This is a genomic window from Wolbachia endosymbiont of Drosophila incompta (genome assembly GCF_001758565.1).
Lineage (GTDB): Bacteria > Pseudomonadota > Alphaproteobacteria > Rickettsiales > Anaplasmataceae > Wolbachia > Wolbachia pipientis.
Map to the genome: position 1 here is coordinate 240507 of NZ_CP011148.1, position 5891 is coordinate 246397.

General features: G+C 35.7%; 3 protein-coding genes and 4 pseudogenes. All 7 read right to left on the reverse strand.

Features of this window, described 5'->3' with window-relative positions; all coding sequences use genetic code 11:
• Positions 1 to 585 (reverse strand): annotated as a pseudogene (locus WG67_RS01110) (helix-turn-helix domain-containing protein); the annotation flags it as partial.
• 49 nt (positions 586 to 634) lie between these two features.
• Positions 635 to 1566, reverse strand: a pseudogene (gene wmk / locus WG67_RS01115) (WO male-killing family protein Wmk).
• 75 nt (positions 1567 to 1641) lie between these two features.
• Positions 1642 to 2833: pseudogene (locus WG67_RS01120) on the reverse strand (hypothetical protein).
• Between the two features lie 116 nt (positions 2834 to 2949).
• A pseudogene (locus tag WG67_RS01125) lies at positions 2950 to 3240 on the reverse strand (JAB domain-containing protein); the annotation flags it as partial.
• Positions 3241 to 3432: 192 nt separating this feature from the next.
• A complete protein-coding gene (gene ltrA / locus WG67_RS01130) occupies positions 3433 to 4746 on the reverse strand; it encodes a group II intron reverse transcriptase/maturase (protein ID WP_006280268.1) in 1314 nt (437 codons plus the stop codon).
• A complete protein-coding gene (locus WG67_RS07465; protein WP_255324786.1) occupies positions 4709 to 4837 on the reverse strand; it encodes a hypothetical protein in 129 nt (42 codons plus the stop codon). The genes ltrA and WG67_RS07465 overlap by 38 nt, the downstream gene beginning before the upstream one ends.
• 497 nt (positions 4838 to 5334) lie before the next feature.
• Positions 5335 to 5891 (reverse strand): RhuM family protein (gene rhuM / locus WG67_RS08055; RefSeq protein ID WP_458694965.1); only part of this gene is annotated, 557 nt, incomplete at its 5' end.

The following is a 5891-nucleotide window of genomic DNA, read 5'->3' on the forward strand; positions in this document are numbered from 1 at the left end:
CCGATCTATTGAGTGTTACGCCAACTTTATCCGCTAAATCTTTTTGAGTATATCTTCTTATTAGCCTCCATTCTCTTATTCTTTGCCCTATTCTGTAGTATATAGAATCAGTGCAGATTTCTCTCTCTTTATTATCATACTCGTAAATAGATAAGCCCGTTGCTTGGGAAATTATGTCAACTGAAACTCCTTCTTTAACTAGATTTTTTGCTACCTCTAATCTTGCCTCTTCTTGATTAATTTTCTGCTAATATGAACAAACCTGACTAATGAAGGTACTATTTTGCCTAACTTTTGATTCTCGTATATTTTTGTTAAATAGAATATTTCTTCGTCTTCATCTTTATACTCTCTTACTACTACTGATTCAGGTAGTAGATCTGTAACACTAACCGATAGTTCTTTTGCTATTGTATATAATACTTCAATTGGAATAGAAATGTACCCATTTTCATAGCTGTTTACTTCTTTGTATGTTAAACCTATTTGGCTTGCTAATCCTATTTGAGTATGCCCTCGCATTAACCTACAATTTTCTATTTTTTGCCCTATTCCATAACTAACATTGCTTGCAGAAACAAACATATATCCTCCATTTAAGAAAAAAACTTTATTGCTATAATTTTTTCACGAGCTACCCATCCAAAACTATATCAACAGGTAAACCTACTGCTTGCAAAATAATATCAATAGAAATTCCCCCTTTTACTAGATCCTTTGCAACTTTAATCCTTTCTATCTCTCTCACTTTCTCCTCACAAATACGTATTCCCTCAAACAGAGATTTTATTAGTGCATTACGTAGTTCTTGGCTCTCAATTTCTTTGTATTCTTTAATTAAATCAGGCAGCTCATTTTCCACTCTACTACCTTCATCTTCCTCTGTTAGTAGATCTGTAATACTAATCGATAATGCTTCTGCTATCTCATATAATTTTCCCAGTGGAGTAGCTACGCGTCCTTGTTCATAGTTGCTTATTTCGCATGTTTAAAGAAGTAGACCCATTTCTCAGCCAAATCCTTTTGAGTATACTCTCTCACTAGCCTCCATTCTTTTATCTTTTTTCCTATTTGGCAGTATATAGAACCAACTTTTTCTTCAATACATTCATCAGCAGGCAGACCAATTGTTTTTGCAACAATATCAACAGAAACTCCTGCTTTAACCAAACCCTTTGCAATTTTTATTTTTTCTGATTTTTTACTACTTTTTTCACTAACTTTGACAAATTTAGTTAATAAACAAAACATCCTACGTAACTCCTGATCATTAATCTTTTTATATTCTCTTACTAGATTTAATATTTCTCCTTCCTCATTTTTAAAGCCGATTTTCTCCTTTGATGCAGTAATGAGATCGGTAATACTTACTGACAATGCACCTGCTATAGCGTACAACCTTTCGATTGAAATTATACGATTCCCTTTCTCATATTGCAGTATTACCCAGTATTTTACACCAATTTTCTCAGCTAAATCTTTCTGAGTATACCCCCTCTCTAACCTCCAACTTTTCACTTTTTCCCCTACTTCATAGTCTAGAATTTTTTCCACGCAAAGAACTATAGCTCAATTTTGTTAAGGCTCCAGATATAACGGTAAGAAAAAACCTCTGGAACCTTAAAGCTGGCTGTAGACGCATTAAAGTTCTCTAAAGGTTTCTTTACTACCTTCACGTATCCTATTCACCCACGAAGACGGAGACAATACTTCATCATTGCTAACTTCTTTTATAGCATACTTTTTACTCCATATGCCACATCTAGTGAAACTACCTCTCTCTACTGCTTCTTTAAGTTTTACTCCTCCAAAGAGACAGTTTTTTCCTATTTCTTCTCCTATTTTTTGTAATTCAGCCCACATTTCCTTGTTTTCTACTCTCAATTGTACTTGATCATATTTTTTTACATCGTGGTACAATATAATATTTAGCTTACCAATGCTTGTAGGAAATTCTAATATAATAGAGCTTTCATCTGACATATCGATATAGTTTCTTATACCTTCCTTCTCACTTTTAACCTCAACTGCATCATTGCCAATTTTTAAAATATTACTTCCTAATTCTCTCAGTATTTTGGCTACCTCTACCTTGCTATCATCAGAAAATTCTATATACGATGTTGTATTATCTATCTCAACATCTATTAATTCTCCTTCTTGCACAGCACTTTCACCAGCCTTCTCTAGTTCTTCTAGTCTCTTATCTATCTGTGGCTGAACTTCTGGCTGTAGCTCATTATAGATTTCACCTATTAGTTTATTCTGCAATAAAGTATCATGAAAATCTGCACCACTTAGCATTAATTTACGCATTATCTTTTTTCGATCAGTCTTATCAAATTTATGAAAATGTGTACCCAATACTACATACTCTGCAATGCTCCATTCCCCATCGTTATATGCATTTATTCTTGCTCCAGAGGCTAGTACTTGGTCTATAGTTTTGTGCAATTCTTTGCTTTATTTTTTGCAAAGATGAAGCAAATGGGTTTAACATTTCCGGATAATCTGCTTGATCACTCACAGGTTTTGTGCCATATATGTAATCAAGTCCTTTTCCGTAGTTGATTTTGTTTTCGCGAACGTTTTTGCTAGGAAAAGGCACCTCTCCAAGCTTTTTAGCCTTATTAATTTTGCTTACAAAGCTATTACAACTAAGACCACTTAATATTCCCGACTTATCGCTTGTAGAAGTGAGTTGCTGGCTAGTACGACCAATTCCTACAATAGCATTTAACATCTCACCTTTTGATAATTTATCAAGATCAACGTTTAACTCATAGATGCCTCCTTCCTTATCACCAAAAGGTACAATTATTTTATTAACCATATTAGCCTCCGCTATTAAATATACTTTCTAAGTGTATAACGAACTTTATTACTCAGTTGTTATACACTATATTACTTATTATAAATTATAGTGAGTAGATTTGCAAATATTTTCTGCTATAACAATCCACTTTCCTTAAAACTAAAATAGCCCCCACTTGTGATGATAATGTGGTCAAACAATTTAACGCTTACAGTACTACACGCTGCTGCTAGGCTCTTTGTTACTGCTTGATCTTCTTCTGACGGCTCTAAACTTCCTCCAGGGTGGTTGTGTGACATTATTATTAATGTTGCATTTTTTATTAATGCTTTTCTTATAATCTCCTTTATGTACACCGGTGCTTTTTCCATTTCACCAATATAGGATTCTTCTCCAACTAATTGGCGCCTTTTATTCAAGTACATTTAACCTCTTCTAAAGTAACTGGAAAAGATTCAGGCTTAGATTTACGTTGCACAGATATTCTTGGTGAAGTAGATCTTATTGGTCTGGTAGAGACTCATGACCTTGAAACCAGCGATTTGGTCTCATAACCATAGTCTCCCCAAAAGAACCGTGCTTGCGGATTTCCCGCACACGGCTCCACAATACAGCGTTCACACTAGTGCTCCTGTGTATAAAGAAACATATACCTTTGGTTTTGGTAATGGATTTACTTTTAAATAGTGTATAAATTGTTCCCAATCCATACTTTTCTTTTGACTACGTCGGTTTATCCACTTAAATGCTAACTTTGTTACCGGTCGATAGAATTGAATCAAACACCGATAATTTCCGCTAACTCCGAAGTAGCTATAGTGTCCTGTTAGTTTGGCTTTAAGTTTCTGCCACCAATCTTTGAGACAGATACGACTTCGTACCATCTTCAACCATTCTTTGATTTCTTTAATCTTTCTGGCTAGGCTTATTTTTGAAGTTTTCTGCTTCATCATAAGTTTACCATTACGACTTTTTCCACAATAATGTGTAAATCCTAGAAAGTTGAAGCTAGCCGTCCTACGTTTCTCTCTTTCTGCTTGATACCATTCTTTCTTACCAAACTTTACTATTTTTGTTTTATTTTCAGCTATTTCCAACCCAAATTTACTTAGTCTTTGTTTCAGTAATTCTAGAAATTCTTTTGCGTCTTCTTCCCTCTCGCAGCCAACTACAAAATCGTCGCAAAACCTTATTAGCTGTAAATATCCTCTGGCTTTTGGCTTAAATTTCTTTTCAAACCATAAGTCCAGCACATAGTGTAAGTATATATTAGCTAATACAGGGCTTACTATACCACCTTGTGGTGTGCCTTGATCGGTTGCTTTATAACATCCAACTTCGACTATTCCTGCCTTTAGAAATCGTTTTATTAACCACAATAAATTTGGGTCAGCTATTCGTTCCCTTAGACAATTCATTAGCCATTTATGTTGAACATTATCAAAGAACTTCTTGATATCCACTTCTACAATATAGTTAATTGGTTTGTGCATAACTGCTTTATCTAGAGCGTTTATCGCCTGATGACAATTTCTTCCTGGTCGAAATCCATACGAGCTGTCCATAAAGTTTGCTTCATAAATATTTTCTAATATCTTCTTTAGCATTACCTGTACCAACTTATCTTCCGTTGATGGTATTCCGAGACCGCGCTTCTCTTTGCTCCCGGCTTTGGGTATGTATACCCTTTTCACTGGTAGCGGTTGATATTGTTTTCTCTTCATACTATCCACTAGTGTTTTAAGTTTCTCTTCTAGATTTTCTCCATAAGCTTCCACTGTCACACGATCTATACCACAAGCCTTGTTGCGTTTTAGTTCCTTATAACACTCTGCAAGATTCTCTTCATTAATCAAATGAACTAATGATGTAAATTTTACTCGCTTATCTTGCTTAGCCCTTACTGCTATCTGGTTTAGTTTTCCTTGCATACTCCTCTAATCTCTGTTGTATTGGTATAGCAATCCCTATACCAGTCACTATATTGCTAACCGCTTCCCCTTGTATGTGGCTTTCCCACACTCCGAGTACTATCAGTTAGTCCGACTTCCTTTGCATCTTCCTCCAGTCCTCGCCTTTATTGACTTGTTCCAGAGTACCCTTACAGGAATACAAAGGATCTCCCAAGTTCACGTAAGGTCCATCTCAACACATGACGCGGCCTTCGATCCCGATGAGGTGAGTAATATCTTGCCTTAGCGTTATTACCCATGTTGCCTTCCACCAAATGTAAAGTGTCAGCCCCCATGACGCGTGAATTACGGGACTCAATACCTTCACTTTCGTTGCACCCTATGTTGTCCATTCCATTAGCTTTACTACGCTCGTTACCTTACGCAGCATAATGGTTTGTTCCAGGTTGCCGGCTAAGCTTTACCCGTGTTGGATTTTTACCAACTGTTCCTTACGCACTTCTTGGCGCACACAATTTATCACGTGCCGCATTTAAATTAAAACAAAAGGTGGTAAACAAGATGTCAAACACAGATAACTCAACTACAAGCTGGTTTTTGTTGTAGTTAGATAGTTATTTTCTCACTTTCTTTACTTGCTTTAATTAATTCATCAAAATCAGATTCATGTAATTTGTCCTGTATAACTCTGTACTTTTCGTATTCTCCTTCAGCCAGGGCTTTTGCAACTTCAGCACTAACTTTACCGGCATCTTTAAGTACTTCATAATCATTGAATAATAGAAATGCATCCAATTTTTCAGCCCAGTCTTGCATTTTCATCAGCCGATTCTTTTTTGCTTGAAGTTCTGCATAATCTAGATACATCGAAACAATGTGGTTTAGTTCACTTAGTTCTTCTTCAGTTAAGTAATTTTTCGCAATACTTACATCACTCTTGTGAATTTTTTTACCTGGACCATCTTTCCATGTAGTTAGCCCCATATGTGGTTTTTTGTGATCAACCCGAGAACATATCAACTCTGCTGCAGTTAAACCATAAATTGCCCAATATAATTTGTTTTGTACTTTTGCGTAAAATTGTTTTGTTATTTCTGAATTTGGATCGTAATCTGCAGAACATTCGGCATAAATGTCGGTAATCTTCTGGTAAAATCTACGTT